Here is a 23,569-nt window from a genome sequence, read left to right as displayed (position 1 = left end):
ATCGTTACCACAAAATCAGACTCGTCACTGCAGATCGTTGTCGCATCGCCGGTTACGGCATAGATATATATCGTTTGTGTAGTTGTTATGAAATCACCAGGGAAAAGCTGGGTGCCTGTACCACCGGCAGCAGTGTAATATCCTCCTACAGTAAGCGGGGCTAGTTCATAAGTGTCACATGCCTGAACATCTGAAAGTTCAGGTACAATAGGAGTCGTGTAGATGGTAACATCGAAACTTTCTTCGTCTGTACATGTATTAGGCGCAGTCCCTTGTGTTGCATAAATATAAACTGTCTGCGAAGACGTTAATGGCACTGCAGGATTAAGCTGTGCTCCTGCTCCTCCCGGCTGTGAATAATAATTACCCATAGTAAGGGCAGGTAAAGTATAAGAGCCACAAGCAGACACATCATTAACAGCTGCAATATCAGGTTGAGACGTAACAATCAGCGAAAGCTGTTCAATTCCATAAGAATCAAAACCTGTAACTGAAGTATCATCAGCCCTTACCCAAATAGTTTCTGTAGTTCCTGAATAAGTTGTAGGGTTTGTAATAGGATTATTCTCTGCTTCAGCATTTGCCTGTGAATGATAGAAGGCATATACATAGGATGCCGGCACAGGATTTGCAACTGTCATCTCGTCGGTATAAGAAGTAAGATCAAAAATTTCGAATCCGTCATAAGGCGCAGGCTCACAAACGTGTACCGTATAAGGTTCCATTTCAACCTCACAATCAGATATTCTTAGAACAAAAGGCCTTACTATATAACAAGGATTAGAAAAACCTACAATTTTAGCATAAATCACCTGACCATTAGTACCCGGATATCCCGTTCCTGATGGGTACCATATCATAGGATCACCATCATTAATTTCTTGCATGGAAGCGTAATATTCCACTTCATAATCATCAGGATCTGCAAGAGGAGCCTTTATAACAGCGTCATTTTCATGAAGATCAAACTCATGGGTTTGGGTAGGATCTCCACATGCAACAAGATCGATTGGATCAGCTGCTCCAATATCAGCTATAGTTGCTGTAAAGTCACGTACAATTGTCTGTCCACAGCTGTCTGTTACTGTAAGTACATATGTCGTTGTTACTGTTGGAGTGAAAACAGGGTTTGCAATCGTGGGATTACTCACGCCCGTTGCTGGAGACCATTGATAACTGGCAGCGCCTTGTATGGTACCATCAACATTATTGACAGATCCTCCTTCACAAACAATCTGATCCTGAAAACTTGAAGGTAAAAAAGACAGATATTTAAAACAAACAGACTGTTGATTTGACAAAGCACCTGTAGATCCTGTAAAACCAAAGTACACAGTGGGCTGACCTCCAAAAATTGAAATAATTATCTGATTGTCATAGCTAATACGCTCAACACAATCGAAATAAACTTTTAATATATGGGTATTAGCCCTCCATGTTATCTTTACTTCGTGTTGCTGATTGTCTTTTATATTCGTAGAGGTTGATGAAGCCTGAACAGGCCCAATAAGGTTATCAGACCCTGAATGGTATATATTTCCGTTTTTATGCAAAGCAATATGATCATAGGAAGGATCATTTGTCGGAGTGCCATTTGTATAAGTATCAAATTCTACAGCTAAAGAAGCACCTAAAATGTTTTGATATCCCAAACCACCGCCAACAGTACCTATTACAGCGTTAGGAGTTGATTTTAACACAAACGCCATACCATCGGCCCCACCGGCATTTGCACCAAAAAAAGCACTGTAAACTATATCAAAATCCTGAGATAAATCAATTGGATTATTGTACCATGCAGCTCCGGAATTCGATTGGGTATTGGTGGTAATTGTATAACAATTAGGTGATGTCGAAGTTGCACTCCCAATAAATGTTGGCGTAAGCTGAGCAAATCCGGCAAAAGAAAATAATAAGCAAAATCCTAAAAGGAGAATATGAGGTCTTGCATTAATCATGTGAAATATCTTTTTCATTACAAACGTATTGTCAATTTTAAATAATTATTATTATCTATTCAGGCAAAAAGTAACATCTGAGCTATGTTGTGATTTAGACAACACAGCAATAGTTATTGGTATATTCCGGATTAAAACTTGTAAACAAAATTGAATTAAGACATTCATGTTTATAATAGATTGATTTGGTTTGGTTTAAAAGCCTCAAATCTAAAGCTTTTTATTAACTTTTTATTTGTAAAAATTTAACTTTTAAAAAAATAACTTAAAGCACTGATTTTGTTAAAAATAAAACAAACATATATTGTTTTAAAACCCATAAAATATAAACAAATTAAAAATCTAAAACCCTACCTTAAAACCATTTATTTAGAAAAATTAGCCTACTAAATAAATGTTAACTTAGGTTTTACCTCAACTTATTTAACTAAATTTAAACTAGTTAACCAAAAACATTCACTAATGAAACTGCTATATTCCGGGTTCATTTTCTTACTCCCCCTGATTTCAGGATATGCCCAAAGTGATGATGATTCAGAAAAACACAGAATAACGCTTGCTTTAGGTCATACAAATGTATCTCAAGGTGTAAGTAATGCTGAAACAAAATGGCTTTTTCTTGCCTCATGGAGCCTGGATTATGATTATTGGTTTTCTGACAAATGGGCAATCGGATTGCACACCGACTTTATTACCCAGGAATTCGAAGTTGAAGCCAATCTTGACGAAGGCGAAGTAATAAAAAGAAGCTCGCCCATAGCACCGGCTCTTATGGGTTTGTATAAACCTACAAAACACAGCACTTTTTTACTTGGAGCGGGAGCCGAATTTGCAAAAGAAGAAAATCTTTTCCTTAACAGGCTTGGGTATGAATGGGGTACTGAAATAGATGAAACCTGGGAAGTGGGGTTTTCATTGAACTATGATTTCAGATGGAATGCTTATGACAGTTATACTCTTGGATTTGGTATAAGCCATAACTTCAGAAAAAAGAGAAACAAATAAGATTAATTATCACTCTAACTATATTTAATCATCATAAAATCAAATCATTAAATTATATTTCTTAAATTAGCTAATCTCATTAAAAAGCTGATTATGAATACCATGCCTGTATTTACAGCTATTGCTTTAAAAGCCTCAAAAGGTAAGGCATTTCTTTTCCCTATCGTTTTTCTTTCAAAATTGCTCTTTGTATTTATCTCAGAATTTATTCATTGTCTTTCTAATTTAACCAACTTAATCCTTATAAATTATGACAAAAAAATTCGCAGCAGAATTCATTGGCACCCTTTGGCTAGTGCTTGGAGGGTGTGGCAGCGCCGTTTTGGCCGCCAATTTCAAATCGGAACCGTTTATAGGTATTGGACTCGTAGGAGTAGCTCTGGCCTTTGGACTTACCGTTCTGACAATTGCCTATGCTTTAGGACGCATTTCCGGAGCGCATCTTAATCCTGCAGTCACCATTGGCTTATGGGCCGGTGGACGTGTAGAAGCATCTATGGTACTACCGTATGTGATTGCACAGATATTGGGAGGTATCGCAGGTGCAGGGATATTATATCTTATTGCAACAGGCAATGGAAGTGACATAGGCGGATTTGCAGCAAACGGCTATGGAGAACATTCTCCCGGGGGATATAACATGACAGCAGCTTTCATTACTGAGTTTGTAATGACCTTCATGTTTATCATTATAATTTTTGGAGTAACAGAAAAAGACCGTGCCCGTGAAGTTTTTGCAGGAATAGCAATAGGGCTTGGTTTGACGCTGATCCATCTTATCAGTATTCCTGTAACCAACACCTCAGTAAATCCGGCAAGAAGCATAAGCCAGGCAGTATTTGTACAAGGATGGGCACTTGAGCAGGTATGGTTGTTTATTGCAGCTCCAATATTAGGTGCTATTGCTGGTGGTATACTTTATAAAACACTATTGCGTAAAACCGATTTTGAACCGGAAGACCGTATTCAGTAACAATATTATAACCATTAAAAAAAGCATTCGCCGGGGCGAATGCTTTTTTTAATGACCTGAATAGATTCCTACTTATCTTCCTTTTTAACATCTACTACTTCATACATGTCTTTTCCATCAACCTTTACGGGCTGGTAGTAAGTATCGCCATATTTTACATAGGTTTGTTCTCCTACCCTTACTTCTTCAGCGCCTTCAGGTAAATGTTCAACAACGGTTCCTGCAGTAGGAGGAACAACTGTGTATCCTCCATCAGATTTTTCATAATATGTACCTCCATAATAATAATTGTTGGTTGTCTCATTTACTACCACTGTTTGTGAACCTGAAGGTAAGGTTGTTATTGTTGCTCCCACCGGAGCCTGAACAACCGTATAACCTCCATTGCTGGGTAAATAATATACACCCTGATCATAATGGTACTGCTGATTTTGGACAGATACAATGATTGCTGTTGTAGCAAGTGTTGCTATAAAAAAGCCCCAGGGATGCCATACAGGACCCCAGTAAAAAGGGCGATACGGATGATAAAAATAGGGCCTGTAAGCATAATAACCCATTCCTCCATAATGATAAGGCGGCCTTGCATATACTGCATGATTAGACCTGACTGCAACGTTACGGCTGTTATCAATATTTATATTTACATCTCCCCTGTTGCCTGAATTGATATTATTATTACCGCGATTTCCATCGTTTCTCCTGTTATTATCCCGGTCACTTACAGACGCTCCATTATTTCTTCCAGAATTTGCCTCCCTAGTAGATGTTCTTGGTGGTGTTTTGGTGTTACGCCCTGAATTAACATCCCTTGTAGAAACATTCCCGGAATTATTGTGTGCAGCATTAGCATCTCTGGTTGTTGCACGGTTATTAGAAGTATTATTGTACCCCCTGTTTACACTTTGGTTTCCTCCATTAATGGTGCTGCGCCCCGGTGAAGAATTATTATGTGAAGGGGATTGCCTTGTCGACGATGAGGGCCTTGACGCAGCAGCAGGCCTTGATGATGGTGCCGGTCTTGAAGCAGACATAGAACGGCCACCACCTCCACCGCCGCCTCTGTGTCCCATACGCTGGGCTTCGGCGATTGACGGAAATAGCATAATCATGACAACTACAAATGCAATAGTTCTCCTAATAGTTTTTTTGCTTATACTGTTCATAGTCTCACTTATTTTGGGTTGATTTATTGATCATTTTAATTTCGTTGGCCATCGGTGGCGGATTAAAATCAAAAAGCGCATCGGGTAAGTCCGGGTTTATTTTCCAGTCGGAAAAAGAAGCAATGTATTGCGGACTATTTTCTTTGTCTTTGTAAATAATCAGGAATTTGAGAGGTAAATTATATGCATCATCAGAAACCCATATCTGTACAATTCGTGTAGGGCTTTCTGTAAATACGTGAAAACAGTCTTTACCTTCAACCTTTTTTTTGCCTAAGTAAGCTACTGTACTCGAAAAAGCGATAACATCATCAGTAAATGTTGGATAGAAAAAATCAGACGCCGGGAAATCAATCCCATAATTATCATGAACGTGATCTATTGTCTCCATAATGGTATTTTGTCCATCAATGACAGAATAATTATTCTGGTCATAAGAATAATAGATAATCTGTTCTCCATTATACCAGTACCCCTTATGGAAATTTTCTCCCCTAGCCTGCACAAGCATTTTATCAGGACCTTTCATGAGCACCACATGTTCACAAAATTTCTTTTCGAGTCCATGCTCTCCTGATTCATCGTAAGCGGTATTAAGGGTGAAGCTACATGAATGCAGGCTGCCAATAATATCACTCATACGGTTCAGGACAATAACCGCTAAAGAATCTACTTTTGCGGTTTGGGAATAACCACTAAAACAAATGGTCATTAAAATAATTGCAAGCGTTTTTCTCATGGTACAAACAATTGGTTAACCACTTAAAATTAACTAATTACGAATTAATTTAACATATAATACTATTTTTTTTAACAAAAAATTACCAAGATAACCAAGGGAAAGGAAATTAAATTAATGATACACTATTACAATGTTTCTGTCGATATTTGCTGATTCAAAATATCTACAAAATGTCAGAGACCTATTTAATTGGCCGTGAATACAACAACGAAACCTTTGGCGATGATGCCATAATGTATAATGATTTTGAACGTTGCACATTTACAGAATGTGATTTTTCGACATGCGATTTTACAGGTGTTGCATTTATAGACTGCACTTTTATTTCGTGCAATTTTTATGAAGCAAAAATAAATTACGTAGCCTTCAGGGGAGCTTTGTTTACTGATTGTGACTTTAATGGGGTTAATTTCTCAATGGTAGACCCGCTGCTTTTTGAAATAGAATTTAAAGATTGCATGCTGGATTATGCAAAATTCTACACACTAAAAATAAAAGGTACTGTCTTTACAAACTGTAGCCTTATCGCCGTAGATTTTATGAATACCGACCTTACAGGGGTAGTTTTTGACAATTGCAACATGCATAAAGCAGTCTTTATTGATGCTATTGCCAACAAAGCCGATTTCACGACAAGTTATAATTTCTCTATTGACCCTGAGCGAAATAAGCTTAAAAAAGCAATGTTTTCGCAGGCAGGACTAAAGGGACTGTTAGACAAATATGAAATTATTGTAAAATAAAAAGCCCGTTTATTAGGCTTTAAAGAATATGCATCGTACATTTGCAGCTCACTATTAATCATGTTACAACGATTAATAGTTTAAAGACCCAGGGGCTTCCACCCACGGGTCTTTTTTATTTTAGGCCGGATAAGTATTATTTATACGCATTCATCACTATAACTTCATAGGCCGTTTTTGTCAGCAACAGCTGTATCATCGATCCGTCTTTAGCCTTCCAGACAACATTTATCTTTGAATTGCCTTTCTGGATGGAAGTATTCATCGTATCAGGATTCCTGTTATTATTGTTATTGGTCACATCCTTACCTTCGATGCTGTTGTAAATGTCCGGTTCTTCGAAATTGATATCATTTTCAAGGAGCATGCGTTGCACTAGTGTGGTGGATTCACTTACGCCATTTGGTGTTTTGGCAAATACCATTACAGCATCGCTATTGCCTTTTTTCAGCCACTGTCCTGTTACCTGCTCAGAGGGATTGTAATTTCCTTTTACAGCAAGTGCTGTGGCTCCAAAGGTCTGGGCATTGCAAAACATCCCTGTCAATAATACTAGTGCTGCATAAATACTTTTCATAGTTGAATGGTTTTAGTTTCCATTAAAGTTACAAAACCTTTTCAATATGTAATCCATAAAAAAATCCCATCTCGCTAAGCGGATGGGATTTAAATATATTATCAGGTCAGATATTAGAATACGAATATCGGCCTTTCGCTCATCATAGTGTTGACCTCATCGGCAACCTGCTCAAGTACTTCCTCATTTGTATGGTCTAGAATAACCCTGTCTATCATGTCTACGATAATTTCCATATCAGATTCTACAAGTCCGCGGGTTGTTATAGCAGCAGTACCAACACGGATACCTGAAGTAACGAATGGCGACTTATCATCAAACGGAACCATGTTCTTGTTTACAGTGATCTCAGCTTTTACAAGTGCGTTTTCAGCTTCTTTACCTGAAATATTCTTATTTCTAAGATCAATAAGCATCATGTGATTATCTGTACCTCCCGAAATGATATCATAACCACGCTTAACGAATGCTGCAGCCATAGCCTGGGCATTCTTACGTATCTGCATAGTATAAGTAAAGAACTCATCAGATAAAGCCTCTCCAAAAGCAACCGCTTTAGCAGCGATGATATGTTCTAGTGGCCCTCCCTGGTTACCCGGGAATACAGCTAAGTCAAGAAGAGAAGACATCATTCTTGTTTCTCCTTTTGGAGTTTTCAGTCCGAATGGGTTTTCAAAATCTTTACCCATAAGAATAAGACCACCTCTTGGCCCGCGAAGGGTTTTGTGTGTAGTTGTAGTTACAACGTGGCAATGAGGGATTGGGTCATTCATAAGGCCTTTAGCAATAAGCCCTGCTGGGTGAGAGATATCAGCAAAAAGGAAAGCGCCTACGCTGTCAGCAATCTTTCTGAAACGCTCAAAATCCATATCACGAGAATAAGCCGAAGCACCTGCGATGATAAGTTTTGGCTGCTCTTTAGTAGCTATTTCCTGAATTTTATCATAATCAAGACGACCAGTTTCTTTTTCAACACCGTAGAATACCGGTTCATAAAGCCTTCCTGAAAAGTTCACAGGAGAACCATGCGTGAGGTGGCCACCGTGAGAAAGATCGAAACCTAAAATTTTATCGCCCGGCTTAAGGAAAGCATGGAATACAGAAGCATTAGCCTGAGAACCTGAGTGCGGCTGTACGTTAGCATACTCAGCACCAAATAGCGCTTTAGCCCTGTCAATAGCAATTTGCTCAATTACGTCAACCACTTCGCAGCCTCCGTAATACCTTCTGCCAGGGTAGCCCTCAGCATATTTATTAGTAAGCACAGAACCCGCAGCTTCCATTACCTGGTCACTTACAAAGTTTTCTGATGCGATAAGTTCCAAACCGTGAATTTGCCTGTCCTGTTCCTCAAGAATAAGGTCGAAAATTTGTTCGTCGCGTTGCATTGTATAATTTTTCGTTAATTTGTCGTCAAAAGTACGAAAAACGTTTGGTAAAACGAATGACCAAACTATATTTGACCATTCAATAAAATAAAAAAAACACAACGAAATATGCCTCTTACAGCAAACGATCCAACAAGAAAATCATGGCTTAACGTAGCGAAAGACAGTGATTTCCCTATACAAAACATTCCTTTCGGCGTTTTTATAACTAAAGATGATGTTGTTACTATTGGTACAAGAATAGGCGATTACGCTATCGATCTTGGAGCTCTTCAGCAGTTAAATTACTTTGAAGGCATCGAGCTTACTGACGATATGTTCATGCAGGATACCCTAAATGACTTTATATCTGACGGAAAAAAGACATGGAGATTAGTGCGTAACCGCATCGCCGAACTTTTTGATGTAAACAATACTACGCTTCAAAATAGTGAAGACCATAAAGCTGTAGTTATCTTTAACATACAGGATGTAGAAATGCAGCTTCCGGTACTTATTGGTGATTACACCGATTTCTACTCAAGCCGTGAGCACGCAACCAATGTAGGTATAATGTTCCGTGACCCGGAAAACGCTTTATTACCAAACTGGCTTCACCTGCCTGTAGGTTACCACGGAAGATCGTCTACTATCGTTCCTTCAGGAATTCCGGTACACCGTCCAATGGGACAGACATTACCAAACGGTGAGACGCAGCCTGTATTCGGTCCGTCTAAACTGGTAGATTTTGAGCTTGAAATGGCTTTCATCACTACCGATGCTAACGTAATGGGCGAACAGATTCCGGTTGGAGAAGCAGAAGACCACATCTTCGGTTTGGTACTTTTCAATGACTGGAGCGCACGTGATATCCAGAAATGGGAGTATGTGCCGCTAGGGCCATTCCTTGCCAAGAACTTTGCTTCATCGGTATCTCCGTGGATCGTTACACTTGACGCTCTTGAGCCATTCCGTGTAGAAGGCCCTTCTCAGGAAGAACCAAAACCTTTGGAATATTTACAGCAAACAGGTGCTCATTCATTCGACATCAACCTTCAGGTTGCCATTGAACCGGAAAATGCAGAAGAAACTGTAATATCGAACTCCAACTTTAAATATATGTACTGGAGTATGGCGCAGCAATTAGCACACCATACGGTGAATGGATGCCGTGTAAACAGCGGTGACCTTATGGGTAGCGGAACAATCTCAGGCCCTACGCCGGACAGCTACGGATCGATGCTTGAGCTAAGTTGGGGTGGTAAGAATCCAATCGCGATGAAAGACGGCAGCGAGCGCAGATTCATTAACGACAACGATACGGTTATCATGAGAGGCTACTGCCAGAATAACGACGTAAGAATCGGATTTGGCGAAGTAAGCAGCAAGCTTCTTCCTCCATTCGAAAAGAAATAAAAATTGAAACGCCCCGCTAATACGGGGCGTTTTCTTTTATATATTTGACTATGGATAATTTGGGATTAAGCTACCTTAGAGATAAAAGCATAAAATCAATAAGCAGGATTAATGTTCTGGAAGATGAAACGGAATACCTGCACCTTGGCGACACTTTTATACTATACACAGATGAAGGACTGCTTATTCAGATTTTAATAGATTATGAAGTTCTTGTATATGAATTAAGTTCCGAAAAAGATATTATTGTATTGGGAGAATATGATTTGCCAAATTGTAAAATTACAATTGAGCCGGTTTACGAATCCCGACATCTCACAATTGATTCAATTTATAATTACACTTCAGGTGGGTCTTATCATTTTGGCTCTAAATTCCTCGATACTTCAGGCAATTATATCTTTGGATTGTGCTTTGGTTTAGATGAAGTAATTTTAATTGACGAAAGTGAATTCACCAAGATGGTTGATTCTTATAAAAATGTAACAGAAACCACTGTTTGATTCTATTTAAAATTTATACTGGCTATATCAATATGATTCGCATATTGTGTCGCTACTCCATTATTTACTAAAATCACCTGCGGCGATTCGTGCTTAACATCAAAACGTAATGCTATTTCATCAGACAGTTCACGATGAGCGATCAGGTCTAAAAAATAGGGTTTGGGAATATTATCCTTTGAATCATAACGCCTTTCAAAATTCTTAAGCATGGCATTGCTCTGGTCGCAGCGTGTACTGTGCTTAAAAATAACTACCTGATAACTGAATGATTCTTTAATAACCTCTTTTAACTGTTCAGGAGAGATTAAGTTCGTCCATTCCGTTGTAGGTGGTGCAACATAGTCCAGGTAATAATCTTGTCCAGGATATTTAGCTATTATCCCCATTAAGCAGTTACTCTGTTTTTTAGCTCAACCGCATCAATATCGCTGTGCGAAGTGGTATAGACAGCTTTTCCATTCTTTATTAGTATCAATTGTGGCGACTGATGCACAACCTCAAAACGCAAAGCGATTTCGTTAGAAATATCCCTGTGTTCCAAAAGGTCAAGGAAATAAGGCTTAGCACTACCCTCTTCGATATTATATTCCCTCTCAAAAGTTTTCAATGCCATACGGCTGATACTACAGCGGGTGCTATGCTTGAAGATAATAACAGGCGTATCGGCAGACTCATCAATAATCTCATCCAACTGTTTTAAATCTGTTAAATCGTTCCAATCCATATCAGAAGATGGATTATCTTTACTGTTAGAATCACCGAATAATTTACCGAACATACTCATATTGACACTTTTAAGACATTTTGTCTGTTAATTTTATTCTATTTTGTTCAAAATCAGACTATTTGTCAGATTTTACGTATTGGAACATAAATTGAAACATTCTTATCAAATTTAAAAAAATTAAGATATGAACTTTGCCAATTTTACTATAAAATCTCAGGAAGCCATCCAAAGGGCGCAGCAAATTGCCCAAAGTTTTGGCCATCAACAAATTGAAAACGAACATATAGTTAAAGCTATTTTAGAGGTAGACGAAAATGTAACGCCATTCCTTCTTAAAAAGCTGAATGTAAACCTACAGCTGTTCACCCAGATACTGGACAGCACCCTGCAAAGCTTCCCGAAAGTAGAGGGTGGTGAGATGGGAATTTCACGCGATGCATCAACAGCATTGAATGAAGCTTCTAACATTGCCCGCAAGATGAACGATGAGTTCGTTTCGATCGAGCATTTGCTATTAGCGATCTTTGCCTCTAAAAGCAAGGTAGCCCAGATACTAAAAGACCAGGGTATAACCGAAAAAGCTTTTAAAGCTGCTATTGATGAGCTTCGTAAGGGCGAAAGAGTAACATCGGCCAGTGCCGAAGAGACCTATAATTCGCTGAACAAATATGCCAAGAACCTCAACAAGCTGGCCAATGATGGTAAGCTTGACCCGGTTATTGGCCGTGACGAAGAAATTCGACGTGTACTGCAGATACTTTCACGACGTACCAAAAACAACCCTATGCTTGTGGGTGAGCCCGGTGTTGGTAAAACTGCCATTGCCGAAGGACTTGCGCACCGTATCATTCAGGGTGACGTTCCTGAAAACCTTAAAGACAAAGTGGTGTACTCTCTTGACATGGGTGCCCTTATTGCCGGTGCTAAATATAAAGGTGAGTTTGAAGAGCGACTGAAATCGGTTGTGAAGGAAGTAACCTCAGCAGAAGGTGATATCGTACTCTTCATTGACGAGATACATACGCTTGTAGGTGCAGGCGGTGGCGATGGCGCTATGGATGCTGCAAACATCCTGAAACCGGCACTTGCCCGTGGTGAACTTCGTGCGATAGGTGCCACTACCCTCGATGAGTATCAAAAATACTTTGAAAAAGACAAAGCTTTGGAACGTCGTTTCCAAAAGGTATTGGTGGATGAACCGGATACTGAAAGCGCTATCTCAATTCTTCGTGGTATTAAAGAGAAATATGAGACCCATCACCAGGTACGTATTAAAGACGAGGCTATTATCGCAGCTGTTGAATTATCACAGCGTTATATAACTAACCGTTTTCTTCCGGACAAGGCTATTGACCTTATGGACGAGGCTGCCTCTAAGCTGCGCATGGAAATCAACTCTAAACCGGAAGAGCTTGACGTACTTGACCGTAAGATCATGCAATTGGAAATTGAAATCGAAGCCATTAAACGTGAGAATGACGAAAGCAAACTGAAATCACTTGGTATGGATCTTGCCAACCTTAAAGAGGAACGCAATGAAATCTATGCCCGCTGGAAAAGTGAAAAAGATGTTGTAGACAACATTCAGGCAGCTAAAACCGAAATTGAGAACTTTAAGCTTGAGGCAGAACGTGCTGAGCGTGAAGGCAACTACGGTAAAGTAGCCGAGCTTCGTTACGGAAAAATAAAAGATACTGAAGAAAAACTCCACCAGATGGAGCAACAGCTTCAGGAAACCCAAAAAGGGCAAACCCTAATTAAGGAAGAAGTAACCCGTGAAGATATCGCAGAAGTTGTAGCTAAATGGACCGGCATACCGGTAACCAAAATGCTACAGGGTGAACGTGAAAAACTGCTAAACCTTGAAGATGAACTGCACAAACGTGTGGTAGGCCAGGAAGAAGCAATTGAAGCTGTGAGTGATGCCGTAAGGAGAAGCCGTGCCGGACTGCAGGACCAGAAGAAACCAATTGGCTCGTTCCTGTTCCTAGGTACGACAGGTGTTGGTAAAACAGAGCTTGCCAAAGCACTTGCCTCATATCTGTTCGATGATGAAAATGCCATGACCCGTATAGACATGAGCGAATATCAGGAACGCCATAGCGTGAGCCGACTGGTAGGAGCGCCTCCGGGATATGTAGGTTATGATGAAGGCGGACAGCTTACTGAAGCTGTAAGAAGAAAACCTTATTCGGTAGTATTGCTTGATGAGATCGAGAAAGCGCACCCTGACACCTTTAATATATTATTACAGGTACTGGATGAAGGCCGACTTACTGACAACAAAGGACGTGTAGCAGACTTTAAGAACACGATCATCATTATGACGTCTAACATGGGCAGCAGCATTATTCAGGAGAAATTCGAAAACCTGAAAGGCAATGTAGAGGCTGCAATAGAAGCTGCTAAAGTTGAAGTATTGGGATTATTGAAACAAACAGTACGCCCAGAGTTCATAAATCGTATTGATGACATCGTGATGTTCACACCACTAAGCTCTGATAACATTAAAGAGATCGTTGGGTTACAGATAAAATCGGTTACCAAACTACTGGCACAACAGAATATTACAATGGATGCAACGCCAGAAGCTATAGACTATCTGTCTAAAAAAGGCTATGATCCTGACTTTGGTGCTCGACCTGTAAAACGTGTAATACAGAAAGAAGTAATGAACGAACTGTCTAAACAGATACTTTCAGGTAAAGTAACTACCGACAGCATCATACTTCTCGATAGTTTTGACGGACAGCTGGTTTTCAGGAATCAAAGCGATTTGGTAAATAAGCAATAACAGAATATCGATATAAATCAAGAAGCCCCGCCAAATGTGCGGGGCTTCTCTTTTAATGCCCTCATATTAACGGGCACTCTTATATTGATAGTACTGCCTTATAGTCATAACATCTTTATTAAGATGTTTTTTCCTAATTGCTATAAAGTAACCTATTACAGCAACAATTACGCAAGACAGCAATAAGAAGAATAAGGTATTTATAAGGTAATCACTAAACGTTATATTATCAAAACTGAAACCGTTTATGATGAAATACCCTGTAAAGAACAGGGCTATTAATAATAGGAAATAGTAGATTGGTCTCATACATGTAAGGGTGTTAGAAATAGACTTCCTTTCAAATCTTACTGCAATTTCCGAATTTAAAACGTTACGTTATAGAACTTTATGACTATATAACTTTTGCTTAAGATATATTTTGTAGTCATTACTTTATACATTCCTGCAAACCCCTTAAAATATTGAGGTTTAAAAACCAAATAAGCAAAACAACCTAAATCATGTTAATGTTTTTCTAAACATAATAAACAATACTCAATAAAACATCAATTTTGCAATAAAATCAATAAACACTATTGTTATGAACTTAAAAAGAATTTTTGGCGCCATCCTGACCATTCTCGGAATTATTAGCCTTATCTACGCTGCATATGTATTTGCCAATACTTCTACCGGTGAACAAAACATAAAGATCACATCTATTTATGGCGTTTTAGGACTGGTATTTTTTATATCGGGCATTGGCCTTATAAGAACCACAAAAGACGAATCATAAACAGATTATAAAGTCACGTTAAAGCATTTCCCTGTAAAAGAGGTGTTTGTAACTTTATATTCCAATTAAAAAAATTGCAATTATGAGTACGTCACTAATCGTTAAAAACAACATCCGGATCAATGCTCCGGTTACCCGTGTATGGGAAGTGCTAACTAAACCTGAATATATAAGGAAGTGGGACGAACTACCTGAAGATTTTGGGGATTACGAGATCCATCCGGCAACTATTATTGAATGGCCCGGCTATTCCAGACTTAGGGTTATAGAACTTGAACTCAACAAAAAGCTGAAATACTCGCTATATGTTCCCGCCTGGAATGATGAAAGCATTACCAGTGTAGGCTATACTTATACACTATCTATTGATGCTGATGGGTACACTTGGCTGGGTATTGAGATAGGCGATTTTGCAATTCTGACAGAAGGTACTAAATATTATGATGCAAGTGTTAACTTTGGCGAAACGGCTTCGCACAAAATAAAAACGTTGGCCGAAAAAAGACCAATAGCACTGTAACCTTATGAATATTACAATTACCAACGAGCATCTGACTGCCATAATCAATCCACAGGGCGCAGAACTCATTTCACTAAAAGACTCTAATAATGAATATATATGGGAAGGCAGCCCGGAATTTTGGGGCAAACACTCCCCTATCCTATTTCCGATAGTAGGTACGCTTAAAGACAATACGTATACACATGACGGAAAGCAATTTAGCATGACCCGTCACGGCTTTGCGCGAGACAACCGTTTCGTGGTTAAGGAACATGGCAGCAGGAGTGTGACCTTTTCTTTTGTTTCCGATCAGGATACAAGAAAACAATATCCTTTTGATTTTGAGCTTGAACTGAAATATACGATACGAGAAAAAACATTACATCTGGATTACACTGTGAAGAACACGGGGAAAATAGTCATGCCGTTTTCTATAGGCGCGCATCCCGCATTTGCCTTGCCCGGAAATTTTGAAGATTACAGCCTCGAATTTGAAAAAGAAGAATCTCTTATAAGCAGCCAGCTTGAAAATGACCTGATATCTGATAAGACAATAGAAATTCCTTCTAAATCGGGTAAGCTTAACTTGTCATACGATACATTTAAAAATGATGCCCTTATATTTAAATCCCTTGAATCCGGATATGTATCAATAGCAAAGAACAGCAGCCCTTTCCTGAAAGTTGTTTTTGAAAACTTCCCCCATTTGGGAATATGGACAAAGCAAGAGGCTCCTTTTTTATGCATTGAACCATGGCAGGGATATTCTGATGCTTATAATGCTTCCGGAAATTTAGAAAACAAAGAAGGAATAATTATGCTTGAGCCAAATAAAGAATATAATGCCGGTTTCTCAATTCAAATATTACATTAAATTTGTTGTATCACGCAACCTATAAAACAGTTTTACATCTTTATAGAAAAACAGGAAAAATGAAAACGATCAAATTTAAATTTATTGCCCTTTTGGTATTACTTGCAGGTATAGGAATCGCCTGCTCTTCTAATAATGATGACCCTTACTGCTTTGTGAGGCAGGCAACACCGGCAACAGAGGTAACAGGCCCTACAACAACCACTATTGATCTACCTGTGGTTCTTGACGTCACATATCTACCTTATGGAACATGCGGAAAATTCAATGCCTTTTCAGAAACGGATATTTTCCCTAAAGACATTACAATAGTTGTAGATTATGAAGGCTGCGAATGCCCGGAAAACAAAGATACAAAAGTAGAACCTTATACTTTCAAGTCTAACAAAGCCGGAACCTATGAATTGAGATTCAGGACAGGAAACACTTCCAACCCTTATATTAGTAAAACGATAACTGTTACAGAATAAATTAAAAATCTCCTTAATGGAGATTTTTTGTTTTTGTAAGAACTTCTTTATTACTTTTGAAAACCTACTCATCAACTATGACCGATTTTCAAAAAAGTTTTGAAGAAGCGCAAAGCCTCATCAAATTCGGGGACTACACTCTCGCTACAAAGCGTATCATTGATTTTACGCTGGACACTCAGGATACATCATTTTATCAAAAGGCCAACGCATTACTCGACTGGATCGATGCTAATGAAAACAGTCCCATAATTTCCGAAAAGCTCACCGCACTTTTATCTGAGCTGCATGAGGTATTATCACTGAAACCGGTAAAACCCAGAGAAAAAATATTAACTGCAACTCAACTTTCAAAAAAGTACTCATCTACTTTCGCTTTAGGCCCTATAGACCTTGACCTTTCTGAAGGTGACATTATAGGCCTTGTAGGCGAAAACGGAAACGGGAAGACCACCCTCCTGCGCCTTTTGTGCGGTGAGCTTTATGCTACATCAGGCAATATCAATTACAATTTTAAACATGAGGACATTTATGACCTGCGAACAAAACTTGTCTATATACCTCAGCGCACGGATACCTGGCACGGATCGATGTACGAAAACCTTGTTTTTACGGCTGCCTCTTATGGTTACACGCCACAGGAAAACAATTTAGTTGTAGAACTTATCATAGCGCGCCTTGGATTGAGAAAATTCAGGCTTCATAAATGGAAAGACCTTTCATCCGGCTATAAGATGCGTTTTGAGTTGGCACGAATGCTCTTAAGAAAGCCTCGTGTACTTCTTATAGATGAACCTCTTGCCAATCTTGATATCCTGGCGCAGCAAACTGTACTTGAAGATTTCAGGGCTATCGCCAAATCTCCTTTCAGGCCGATAGGTATCATATTGAGTTCACAGCAGTTGTATGAGGTAGAAAAAACATCTGACCAGGTTATTTTCCTGAAACAGGGTAAACAGAAAAACCTGCATGGTTCGTCAACAGCCGGAAACGTGCCGGAAGAAAAACATCTGGTAATTGAATTTGACAGCAATTGGGATCAGGCCAGGCTTAATGATATACTCATGACTATTGGGTTGATAAACCTGCAGTTTAACGGAGGTACTTTCATCGCTTCATTTAGCCATGATACCACAGTAAATAGCTTTTTGAATGCCGTGATTGAACATAATATCCCTATTATGTATTTCCGTGATATAACTAACTCCACAAGACGTTTCTTCGTTTCCTAATCAAGACCATCATGTTTAAAAATATACAGAAAAACCTGCTGCTGAACCATCCATTGATATGGAATGTAAAATTCGTACCATTACTTGCCATAACACTGGTAATTAACTTAGTCTTTTTCGTTTATGGGTACCTCTACGGAAAAATAAATTTCACAAGCCTTGCAGAAGACAACTATAGGATTGTTTCTAGCTTTACTGCATTTTTTGGCGTTATGATAGCCATTCTGACATTTGTTTTATGGCTTGTCTTTTACTTCAGGAACAATGCCTTTAAATCTTTTTACCCTAAAACCAAAAACAAGTTATACAAAGAATGGCTGCTCATTCTTGTTATATGCATACTGAACTGTAATTATTATCATAGTTTTGAATATGCCTATAAGCTAAGGGCAAGGCATTATTTTTCCAAAGAAGAGGCGCTAAAGAGAATGGATATCATAAGCAGGGCCGCTCTTTTTATAGAAGGATCTTACCGCCCCGTTGACCAGTATGAAACCGATAAAACCCTTACTGAAAAAGACAACTATAATAATGAATATGATGACTATGCTGTAGAAAGCGCAGCTATGGTTACTGAAAACGATACCGTACAAAAGGATTCTGTGTGCTACTATGGTATTCTTTACTACCATACATCATTCATGAATAAAAACACAGGTAAATTCACACTACAGCAATACTCACAAGACTCCATTAATGAGTTTAAGGTAAAAAGATGGCTTTACGACCAGAAAAAAGATTCTATTAAAAAAGTAATGGATGACTTTCTTGTCCTGGCAAAAGAGCATGGCCTTAAAGCAAATATTTCGTCTGAAAAATGGATGGATATCATATATCATCCTAAGCAGTACATAACACATTTAGAGGTAGGAAGGGATTCGCTTAGATCTATAGGCGAGGAAATGTATTATCAGGGCATCCATGATACTGTAAATAACTATTCTAAACGGATCAGGGGTGATTATGTTACCGTTCCAAAATACCACGTCCCTTACACTCAACTGGATTTATCGTATACAAGAATGTCTGAAGCATGGTTTAACCAATATGATATTGAGAATATTTTCATCATACTATATTTCGCTTTCTCACTTTCATTACTGATTTTTTCATTCAGGGTTACATCAGGTAAAAGTTGGCTGATTGCCGCGGTGTCTTTGGCAATCTCAGGCCTGATAACCATTATATTTACCATGATCGCAAGGCATGGGTTAGGCATTCAAATAAGTGAAGAAGTCCTTTTTCCGGCTATCTGGCTAGTTATAATAATATTATTAGGCATTTGGTTTATAAGGATATTTCGTAAAAAGCAATCTAAAAAACTTTCTTATATACTCGTAAACCTTTTGCTTTGGTTGTTACCTACAATAGTACCCATACTATGGATTGAAGTATATAGCTATGTAAGCTATGGCTATCGAAAATATGATTATGAGTATTTTGTAGCAAATGACCCATGTTATCCGGTTTATGAATGGATGAACAGCAACTTTATAATCTTATTTGCTGCAACTCTGGCAATTGTAGTGCTTTATATGTACTTTTTTACAAAAGCCCTAAGAAAATGGAAAGGCATACCGGAAGCCTAATTATTTAGCTTAGGCAGTGTCCTTATATAAAGTTCTTCTACCTTTTTGCGTGCCCAGTCGGTTTTGCGCAAAAAGGTAAGACTGGACTTGATGCTGGGATTATCATTAAAACATTTTATCTTTATTAATTCGCCAAGCGTATCAAAGCCATAAAAGCCTACAAGATCTTCCAGTATTTTCTTTAAGGTAATGCCATGCATTGGATTGTTTGAAGTGTTATTTTCCATGGTGTAAATGTAACAAATATTAAAACAGGTGACTTATTGTTACAATCACAATCAAAAAACCGGTTTTATGAAACACATTTACTTCATCCTAATGTTTTTGTTTATGAGTAGTTTATCAGCACAGGAAACAACAACTATCTACCTTATAAGGCATGCCGAAAAAGCTGATGCCTCACAGGATACTGATTTATCTGAAGTTGGGAAAGCCCGTGCCAAAAAATGGGAAAGCTATTTTAGCAATAAAAGCATTACTGCCATATATTCAACTCCCTATAAGCGTACAACAGTTACAGCCGAACCATTGGCTACAGCCAATAAACTGACGATAAACACTTATAACCCTTCAGAAATGGATCTTATGTCCATTGCAGGGAAGAACACGGGTAAATCGGTGCTCATTGTTGGGCATAGCAACACCATCCCTAAATATGTCAATAAGCTGCTGCGGGAGAATAAATATGATGAAATTGATGAAATTGAATTTGGTTACCTGTATATTGTCACCATAAAAGGCAGTGAGATAACCTGCAAACTTGAAAAATTATAAAAATTGTAACTTATCTTACAGTTGTAGCATTAAACTATTGTGCTTACCTTTGCCATCCTTATGCAAAAAACGGTTAACATACTAAATAAGAGAGCCAGGTTTGATTATGAAATAATCGAAACCTATACAGCAGGTATTGTACTTGCAGGTTCTGAAATTAAATCCATACGCTTGGGTAAGGCTTCTATTGCCGAAAGTTTCTGTGAATTTCAGGGGCACGAGCTGTTTGCCATAAACACGAATATCGAAGAGTATGCCTATAGCCGAAGCTTTAGCCACACTCCAAAAAGCGAACGCAAGTTGCTGCTGAATAAAAAAGAACTGAAAAACCTTTTAAAAAGTGTTCAGAATAAAGGCCTTACTATAATTCCGTTAAAGCTTTTCACCAACGAAAAAGGTATTGCAAAACTGGACATTGGGCTTGCACGCGGTAAGAAAAACTATGACAAACGTGAAACCATGAAAGAACGCGATGATAAGCGCGCTATTGACAGGATCAAAAAAGAATTCAAATAGAAAAAGGCCTCAATTGAGGCCTTTTTTAGTTTTTATTTTCAAGCAGTGGTACAAACCTGAATTCTCCAAGTTCATGTTTTTCGAACTGCGTCTCGTTTTTACGAATGATAAGGTTCATGATCTGCGGATCGTCTCCCACAGGTATTACAAGCCTACCTCCTATCTTCAGCTGCGCCATTAATGGTTTTGGTATCAGTGGTGCACCGGCTGTAACAATAATACTATCAAAAGGGGCAAAATTAGGCAGTCCTTTATAGCCATCGCCAAATGAAAGGTGTTTTGGGCGTATGCCTAACTTAGGCAAAAGCAGCGATGTAGTCTTGAAAAGCTCATTTTGGCGCTCCACGCTATATACTTTGGCGCCCATAGCATATAAAACGGCAGTCTGATAGCCCGAGCCTGTACCAATCTCTAATACCGAATGTCCTTTTTCTACCTGAAGCAGCTGTGACTGAAAAGCAACAGTATAGGGCTGAGAGATAGTCTGCCCTGCACCAATAGGGAAAGCTTTATCCTGGTAAGCATAATCTTCGAAGCTCGAATTAAGAAAAAGATGCCTCGGCACTTTTTTTATGGCTTCGAGGACATTCTTATCAGTAATGCCTTTCTGCTCCAAAACTGCAGCAAGCTGATTACGAAGTCCCTGATGTTTGGCTGTGTCTTTCAATGGTAAGGAGATTAATTTCGGTAAAAATAGTAAACAATACGGTATTGTCAAACCCGAATCAGGCGTTAAAATATTATTTAAAAATACAACAAATTCACTTCTTTTTTGATGGTGTGTTTTTGCTGTATCAAATCAAATAATAGTATTTTTGTTCTTCAAAATTTATTGATATGCTAAAAGTTGGGGTACTGGGTGCAGGGCATCTTGGAAAGATACACCTGAGATTGCTTAACCAGTCTGATAAATACGAACTTGTGGGCTTTTACGACCCGCATAGCGAGAATGCTGATAAAGTAGCCGCTGAGTTTGGTTACAAAAAATTTGACACTATAGATGAACTTATACAGGCTGTAGATGTTGTAGACATCGTTACTCCTACCCTTTCGCACCACGATTGTGCCAAAGATGCCATTCAGGCAGGAAAGCATGTATTCATAGAAAAACCAATTTCTAACACCGTTGAAGAGGCCGAAGAGCTTATCACTCTTGCAAAGCAACATAACGTGAAAGGACAGGTAGGACACGTAGAGCGTTTTAACCCTGCTTTCATTTCGACCAAAGAAATGATCGAGAATCCTATGTTCATTGAAACGCACCGCCTTGCTGAGTTCAATCCGCGTGGTACTGATGTTCCTGTAGTACTGGACCTGATGATACATGATATCGACGTTATTCTTAGCGTAGTAAAATCTAAAGTAAAGCTTATCAACGCCAGTGGTGTTTCGGTTATCAGCGACACGCCGGATATTGCGAATGCCCGCATTGAGTTTGAGAACGGCTGTGTGGCCAACCTTACTTCAAGCCGTATTTCGATGAAGAACATGCGTAAATCGCGTTTCTTCCAGAAAGATGCTTATATCTCGGTTGATTTCCTTGACAAAGTATGTGAAGTGGTAAAAATGAAAGATGCTCCTGAAGTTCCAGGTGATTTTGACATGATACTGCAAAATGCTGAAGGCGTAAAAAAACAGATTTACTTCGACAATCCTGATGTAAACGCCAACAATGCCATACTGGATGAACTAGAAACATTTGCAGATGCCATAAACAACAATACTACTCCGGTAGTAACGCTTGAAGATGGTACCGAAGCATTGCGCGTAGCATACCAGATTATTGATTGCTTTAAGAAGTAATTACCTAAACAACAAACAAAACCCTACATACAAACAACAAACAAAATGAAAAATATTGCAGTTATAGGTGCAGGAACAATGGGTAATGGTATTGCCCATACTTTTGCACAAAGCGGATTTAACGTTAAACTGATAGACATCTCTGAAAAATCGTTAGATAAAGGTATGGCTACCATTGCTGCCAACCTTGACCGTATGGTTGCTAAAGGCACTATTAGTGAAGAAGATAAAGCAAAGACCATAGGTAACATTATTACCTATACTGACATTAAAGACGGTGTTGTTAATGCTGACCTTGTTGTTGAAGCTGCTACTGAAAATGTTGAGCTTAAACTTCGCATCTTTAAAGATCTTGACGGCTTCTGTGATGAGAAAACAATACTTGCTACCAATACATCATCTATTTCTATAACGCAGATTGCTGCTGTAACTAACAGACAGGATAAAGTTATCGGTATGCACTTTATGAACCCGGTGCCTATCATGAAACTGGTAGAGATCATCCGTGGATACAACACTTCTGACGAGGTGACAAAACTTATCATGGACATGTCTGAAAAACTGGGTAAAGTTCCTGTAGAGGTTAACGACTACCCTGGTTTTGTTGCTAACCGTATCCTTATGCCGATGATCAACGAGGCTATCGAAACACTTTACAACGGTGTTGCGGGAGTTTATGAAATTGACACGGTAATGAAATTAGGTATGGCACACCCAATGGGTCCGCTTCAGCTTGCTGACTTCATCGGCCTTGATGTTTGCCTTTCAATCCTTAACGTAATGCATGACGGATTCAAAAACCCTAAATATGCTCCATGTCCATTGTTAGTAAACATGGTAATGGCAGGTAAGCTTGGTGTTAAGTCGGGCGAAGGTTTCTACGATTACAAAGAGAGCAAAAAAGCAGAGAAAGTGGCTGCTATGTTCACTAAATAGTATTCAGTGTTCAGTCCGCTTGCTGGTCCGCAATTGGCAGAACATATAAATACAAAATCATATATAACCTGCAAGGTCTCAAAGATCTTGTAGGTTTTAATTTTAAAAGCAACAAGACCTA

Annotated in this window: 26 protein-coding genes; 16 read left to right on the top strand and 10 right to left on the bottom strand. The window is 38.8% G+C overall.

Translation table 11 applies throughout. The annotated features are described in order from the left end of the window. Positions 1–1,976: L-type lectin-domain containing protein (locus tag ACX0HA_RS11815; RefSeq protein ID WP_458845495.1), on the bottom strand; the 1,976-nt coding region annotated here is incomplete at its 3' end. Positions 1,977–2,420: 444 nt separating this feature from the next. On the opposite strand from ACX0HA_RS11815, the gene ACX0HA_RS11810 reads away from it, so the two are divergent. Continuing rightward, positions 2,421–2,963, top strand: a complete 543-nt coding sequence (locus tag ACX0HA_RS11810; RefSeq protein WP_458845494.1) for a hypothetical protein — start codon at positions 2,421–2,423, stop codon at positions 2,961–2,963. A gap of 250 nt (positions 2,964–3,213) precedes the next feature. Further along, positions 3,214–3,936, top strand: coding sequence for an aquaporin Z (aqpZ, locus tag ACX0HA_RS11805; RefSeq protein ID WP_458845493.1), 723 nt, complete (start codon positions 3,214–3,216; stop codon positions 3,934–3,936). A gap of 68 nt (positions 3,937–4,004) precedes the next feature. Here aqpZ and ACX0HA_RS11800 read toward each other — a convergent pair whose 3' ends face one another. Both ACX0HA_RS11800 and ACX0HA_RS11795 read right to left on the bottom strand, forming a co-directional pair. Then, the gene (locus ACX0HA_RS11800) at positions 4,005–5,102 is read right to left on the bottom strand and encodes a DUF6515 family protein (RefSeq protein ID WP_458845492.1); all 1,098 of its coding nucleotides are present in this window, start codon (positions 5,100–5,102) and stop codon (positions 4,005–4,007) included. A gap of 4 nt (positions 5,103–5,106) precedes the next feature. Continuing rightward, a complete protein-coding gene (locus ACX0HA_RS11795; RefSeq protein ID WP_458845491.1) occupies positions 5,107–5,841 on the bottom strand; it encodes a DUF2092 domain-containing protein in 735 nt (244 codons plus the stop codon). A gap of 173 nt (positions 5,842–6,014) precedes the next feature. On the opposite strand from ACX0HA_RS11795, the gene ACX0HA_RS11790 reads away from it, so the two are divergent. Continuing rightward, positions 6,015–6,587, top strand: coding sequence for a pentapeptide repeat-containing protein (locus ACX0HA_RS11790; RefSeq protein WP_458845490.1), 573 nt, complete (start codon positions 6,015–6,017; stop codon positions 6,585–6,587). A 136-nt stretch (positions 6,588–6,723) separates the two neighbouring features. Here ACX0HA_RS11790 and ACX0HA_RS11785 read toward each other — a convergent pair whose 3' ends face one another. Next, positions 6,724–7,164 (bottom strand): hypothetical protein, encoded by a 441-nt coding sequence (locus ACX0HA_RS11785; RefSeq protein ID WP_458845489.1) that lies wholly within the window; start codon positions 7,162–7,164, stop codon positions 6,724–6,726. Positions 7,165–7,277: 113 nt separating this feature from the next. Further along, a complete protein-coding gene (gene glyA / locus ACX0HA_RS11780; protein WP_458845488.1) occupies positions 7,278–8,552 on the bottom strand; it encodes a serine hydroxymethyltransferase in 1,275 nt (424 codons plus the stop codon). Between the two features lie 108 nt (positions 8,553–8,660). Between glyA and fahA the strand changes: the two genes are divergently transcribed. Together fahA and ACX0HA_RS11770 are read left to right on the top strand one after the other, a co-directional pair. Then, a complete protein-coding gene (gene fahA / locus ACX0HA_RS11775) occupies positions 8,661–9,947 on the top strand; it encodes a fumarylacetoacetase (RefSeq protein ID WP_458845487.1) in 1,287 nt (428 codons plus the stop codon). Positions 9,948–9,997: 50 nt separating this feature from the next. Then, on the top strand, positions 9,998–10,450 hold the full coding sequence (locus tag ACX0HA_RS11770; RefSeq protein WP_458845486.1) for a hypothetical protein: 453 nt from the start codon (positions 9,998–10,000) through the stop codon (positions 10,448–10,450). A gap of 2 nt (positions 10,451–10,452) precedes the next feature. Here ACX0HA_RS11770 and ytxJ (ACX0HA_RS11765) read toward each other — a convergent pair whose 3' ends face one another. Both ytxJ (ACX0HA_RS11765) and ytxJ (ACX0HA_RS11760) read right to left on the bottom strand, forming a co-directional pair. Next, positions 10,453–10,839 carry a bacillithiol system redox-active protein YtxJ gene (ytxJ, locus tag ACX0HA_RS11765; RefSeq protein ID WP_458845485.1) on the bottom strand — a complete coding sequence of 129 codons (387 nt, stop codon included), beginning with the start codon at positions 10,837–10,839 and terminating at the stop codon, positions 10,453–10,455. Then, a complete protein-coding gene (gene ytxJ / locus ACX0HA_RS11760; RefSeq protein WP_458845484.1) occupies positions 10,839–11,237 on the bottom strand; it encodes a bacillithiol system redox-active protein YtxJ in 399 nt (132 codons plus the stop codon). Before ytxJ (ACX0HA_RS11760) ends, ytxJ (ACX0HA_RS11765) begins: the two co-directional genes overlap by 1 nt. A 127-nt stretch (positions 11,238–11,364) precedes the next feature. Here ytxJ (ACX0HA_RS11760) and clpB point away from each other — a divergent pair, with 127 nt between their 5' ends. Continuing rightward, positions 11,365–13,974: an ATP-dependent chaperone ClpB gene (gene clpB, locus ACX0HA_RS11755; protein WP_458845483.1), complete on the top strand. Its 2,610-nt coding sequence runs from the start codon at positions 11,365–11,367 to the stop codon at positions 13,972–13,974. Positions 13,975–14,040: 66 nt separating this feature from the next. Here the strand turns inward: clpB and ACX0HA_RS11750 are convergent, their stop codons facing one another. Next, positions 14,041–14,283, bottom strand: coding sequence for a hypothetical protein (locus tag ACX0HA_RS11750; RefSeq protein WP_458845482.1), 243 nt, complete (start codon positions 14,281–14,283; stop codon positions 14,041–14,043). A 274-nt stretch (positions 14,284–14,557) separates the two neighbouring features. Between ACX0HA_RS11750 and ACX0HA_RS11745 the strand changes: the two genes are divergently transcribed. The 6 genes from ACX0HA_RS11745 to ACX0HA_RS11720 all read left to right on the top strand — a co-directional run bounded on the left by ACX0HA_RS11745 (position 14,558) and on the right by ACX0HA_RS11720 (position 19,419). Beyond that, positions 14,558–14,752: a hypothetical protein gene (locus ACX0HA_RS11745; protein WP_458845481.1), complete on the top strand. Its 195-nt coding sequence runs from the start codon at positions 14,558–14,560 to the stop codon at positions 14,750–14,752. A gap of 82 nt (positions 14,753–14,834) precedes the next feature. Then, positions 14,835–15,272, top strand: a complete 438-nt coding sequence (locus ACX0HA_RS11740) for an SRPBCC domain-containing protein (RefSeq protein ID WP_458845480.1) — start codon at positions 14,835–14,837, stop codon at positions 15,270–15,272. Between the two features lie 4 nt (positions 15,273–15,276). Beyond that, positions 15,277–16,128: an aldose 1-epimerase family protein gene (locus tag ACX0HA_RS11735; RefSeq protein WP_458845479.1), complete on the top strand. Its 852-nt coding sequence runs from the start codon at positions 15,277–15,279 to the stop codon at positions 16,126–16,128. A 59-nt stretch (positions 16,129–16,187) separates the two neighbouring features. Further along, positions 16,188–16,598, top strand: coding sequence for a hypothetical protein (locus ACX0HA_RS11730; RefSeq protein WP_458845478.1), 411 nt, complete (start codon positions 16,188–16,190; stop codon positions 16,596–16,598). 77 nt (positions 16,599–16,675) lie between these two features. After that, positions 16,676–17,830: an ABC transporter ATP-binding protein gene (locus ACX0HA_RS11725; protein ID WP_458845477.1), complete on the top strand. Its 1,155-nt coding sequence runs from the start codon at positions 16,676–16,678 to the stop codon at positions 17,828–17,830. Positions 17,831–17,841: 11 nt separating this feature from the next. After that, positions 17,842–19,419, top strand: coding sequence for an MntP/YtaF family protein (locus ACX0HA_RS11720; RefSeq protein ID WP_458845476.1), 1,578 nt, complete (start codon positions 17,842–17,844; stop codon positions 19,417–19,419). Here ACX0HA_RS11720 and ACX0HA_RS11715 read toward each other — a convergent pair. Next, positions 19,416–19,646, bottom strand: a complete 231-nt coding sequence (locus ACX0HA_RS11715) for a VF530 family protein (protein WP_458845475.1) — start codon at positions 19,644–19,646, stop codon at positions 19,416–19,418. The two genes, ACX0HA_RS11720 and ACX0HA_RS11715, sit on opposite strands and share 4 nt — an antisense overlap. 103 nt (positions 19,647–19,749) lie before the next feature. Here ACX0HA_RS11715 and ACX0HA_RS11710 point away from each other — a divergent pair, with 103 nt between their 5' ends. Next, positions 19,750–20,193 (top strand): SixA phosphatase family protein, encoded by a 444-nt coding sequence (locus ACX0HA_RS11710; protein WP_458845474.1) that lies wholly within the window; start codon positions 19,750–19,752, stop codon positions 20,191–20,193. A 60-nt stretch (positions 20,194–20,253) separates the two neighbouring features. Beyond that, positions 20,254–20,709 carry an SsrA-binding protein SmpB gene (gene smpB, locus ACX0HA_RS11705; RefSeq protein WP_458845473.1) on the top strand — a complete coding sequence of 152 codons (456 nt, stop codon included), beginning with the start codon at positions 20,254–20,256 and terminating at the stop codon, positions 20,707–20,709. A gap of 25 nt (positions 20,710–20,734) precedes the next feature. On the opposite strand, the gene ACX0HA_RS11700 is transcribed toward smpB, so the two are convergent. After that, the gene (locus ACX0HA_RS11700; protein ID WP_458845472.1) at positions 20,735–21,376 is read right to left on the bottom strand and encodes a protein-L-isoaspartate(D-aspartate) O-methyltransferase; all 642 of its coding nucleotides are present in this window, start codon (positions 21,374–21,376) and stop codon (positions 20,735–20,737) included. 170 nt (positions 21,377–21,546) lie between these two features. On the opposite strand from ACX0HA_RS11700, the gene ACX0HA_RS11695 reads away from it, so the two are divergent. Together ACX0HA_RS11695 and ACX0HA_RS11690 are read left to right on the top strand one after the other, a co-directional pair. Next, entirely contained in the window at positions 21,547–22,512 is a 966-nt protein-coding gene (locus ACX0HA_RS11695; protein WP_458845471.1) for a Gfo/Idh/MocA family protein, read from the top strand. 45 nt (positions 22,513–22,557) lie between these two features. After that, positions 22,558–23,448, top strand: a complete 891-nt coding sequence (locus ACX0HA_RS11690; RefSeq protein WP_458845470.1) for a 3-hydroxyacyl-CoA dehydrogenase family protein — start codon at positions 22,558–22,560, stop codon at positions 23,446–23,448. The last annotated feature ends 121 nt before the right edge of the window (positions 23,449–23,569 follow it).

The sequence above is a fragment of the Flavobacterium hauense genome, assembly GCF_054457175.1.
The sequence above is the reverse complement of the archived record's forward strand: the minus strand, read 5'-3'. Positions and strand labels throughout refer to the sequence as shown.

Coding starts and splice junctions, on each gene's coding strand:
- ACX0HA_RS11810 (WP_458845494.1), top strand. CDS start 2,421: ATGAAACTGCTATATTCCGGGTTCATTTTCTTACTCCCCCTGATTTCA.
- aqpZ (WP_458845493.1), top strand. CDS start 3,214: ATGACAAAAAAATTCGCAGCAGAATTCATTGGCACCCTTTGGCTAGTG.
- ACX0HA_RS11800 (WP_458845492.1), bottom strand. CDS start 5,102: ATGAACAGTATAAGCAAAAAAACTATTAGGAGAACTATTGCATTTGTA.
- ACX0HA_RS11795 (WP_458845491.1), bottom strand. CDS start 5,841: ATGAGAAAAACGCTTGCAATTATTTTAATGACCATTTGTTTTAGTGGT.
- ACX0HA_RS11790 (WP_458845490.1), top strand. CDS start 6,015: ATGTCAGAGACCTATTTAATTGGCCGTGAATACAACAACGAAACCTTT.
- ACX0HA_RS11785 (WP_458845489.1), bottom strand. CDS start 7,164: ATGAAAAGTATTTATGCAGCACTAGTATTATTGACAGGGATGTTTTGC.
- glyA (WP_458845488.1), bottom strand. CDS start 8,552: ATGCAACGCGACGAACAAATTTTCGACCTTATTCTTGAGGAACAGGAC.
- fahA (WP_458845487.1), top strand. CDS start 8,661: ATGCCTCTTACAGCAAACGATCCAACAAGAAAATCATGGCTTAACGTA.
- ACX0HA_RS11770 (WP_458845486.1), top strand. CDS start 9,998: ATGGATAATTTGGGATTAAGCTACCTTAGAGATAAAAGCATAAAATCA.
- ytxJ (WP_458845485.1), bottom strand. CDS start 10,839: ATGGGGATAATAGCTAAATATCCTGGACAAGATTATTACCTGGACTAT.
- ytxJ (WP_458845484.1), bottom strand. CDS start 11,237: ATGAGTATGTTCGGTAAATTATTCGGTGATTCTAACAGTAAAGATAAT.
- clpB (WP_458845483.1), top strand. CDS start 11,365: ATGAACTTTGCCAATTTTACTATAAAATCTCAGGAAGCCATCCAAAGG.
- ACX0HA_RS11750 (WP_458845482.1), bottom strand. CDS start 14,283: ATGAGACCAATCTACTATTTCCTATTATTAATAGCCCTGTTCTTTACA.
- ACX0HA_RS11745 (WP_458845481.1), top strand. CDS start 14,558: ATGAACTTAAAAAGAATTTTTGGCGCCATCCTGACCATTCTCGGAATT.
- ACX0HA_RS11740 (WP_458845480.1), top strand. CDS start 14,835: ATGAGTACGTCACTAATCGTTAAAAACAACATCCGGATCAATGCTCCG.
- ACX0HA_RS11735 (WP_458845479.1), top strand. CDS start 15,277: ATGAATATTACAATTACCAACGAGCATCTGACTGCCATAATCAATCCA.
- ACX0HA_RS11730 (WP_458845478.1), top strand. CDS start 16,188: ATGAAAACGATCAAATTTAAATTTATTGCCCTTTTGGTATTACTTGCA.
- ACX0HA_RS11725 (WP_458845477.1), top strand. CDS start 16,676: ATGACCGATTTTCAAAAAAGTTTTGAAGAAGCGCAAAGCCTCATCAAA.
- ACX0HA_RS11720 (WP_458845476.1), top strand. CDS start 17,842: ATGTTTAAAAATATACAGAAAAACCTGCTGCTGAACCATCCATTGATA.
- ACX0HA_RS11715 (WP_458845475.1), bottom strand. CDS start 19,646: ATGGAAAATAACACTTCAAACAATCCAATGCATGGCATTACCTTAAAG.
- ACX0HA_RS11710 (WP_458845474.1), top strand. CDS start 19,750: ATGAGTAGTTTATCAGCACAGGAAACAACAACTATCTACCTTATAAGG.
- smpB (WP_458845473.1), top strand. CDS start 20,254: ATGCAAAAAACGGTTAACATACTAAATAAGAGAGCCAGGTTTGATTAT.
- ACX0HA_RS11695 (WP_458845471.1), top strand. CDS start 21,547: ATGCTAAAAGTTGGGGTACTGGGTGCAGGGCATCTTGGAAAGATACAC.
- ACX0HA_RS11690 (WP_458845470.1), top strand. CDS start 22,558: ATGAAAAATATTGCAGTTATAGGTGCAGGAACAATGGGTAATGGTATT.